The organism is Acetobacter indonesiensis, from assembly GCF_000963945.1.
Lineage (GTDB): Bacteria > Pseudomonadota > Alphaproteobacteria > Acetobacterales > Acetobacteraceae > Acetobacter > Acetobacter indonesiensis.
In genome coordinates this window covers 1-478 of record NZ_BAMW01000093.1, presented here as the reverse complement: position 1 = coordinate 478, position 478 = coordinate 1, and the positions used below count along the sequence as shown (strand labels likewise).

Sequence of the window (478 nt, the reverse complement as noted above, 5' to 3'; positions counted from 1 at the left end):
AGCGCCAGGCGTTCGGTATATCGGATCGATAGGTATTGGGCGGATTCACGGTCCGAATGATGGATCAGCGCCTTGTTTCCCGCAGGCTTTCGTTGCCAGATGGCCTGTTCAAGGGCGTCGAGCACGAACTGGGTGGTCATGGAGGTCGAGACTTTCCAGCCCACGATCCTGCGGGCGAACACATCAATGACAAACGCCACATAGACCATGCCATTCCAGGTCTGGACATAGGTGAAGTCCGAGACCCAGAGCTGGTTGGGGGCCTCGGCCCGGAACTGCCGGTTGACCCTGTCATCGGGACAGGGGCGCGCCGTATCCGGACGGGTCGTGATGACCTTCCGGCCCCGGATGACACCCTTCAGACCCATCTTGCGCATCAGGCGCTCAACAGTGCGGCGTGCAACCTGTCGCCCCTCACGCTGCAGGCTGTGCCACACCTTGCGCGCACCATAAACAGCACGATTATCCTGCCAGATCC

Annotated in this window: 1 protein-coding gene; it reads right to left on the bottom strand. The window is 60.7% G+C overall.

Annotated features, from left to right (window positions below):
- The coding region (locus Abin_RS15245) for an IS3 family transposase (RefSeq protein WP_148315677.1) at positions 1 to 478 on the bottom strand (478 nt) is incomplete at both ends.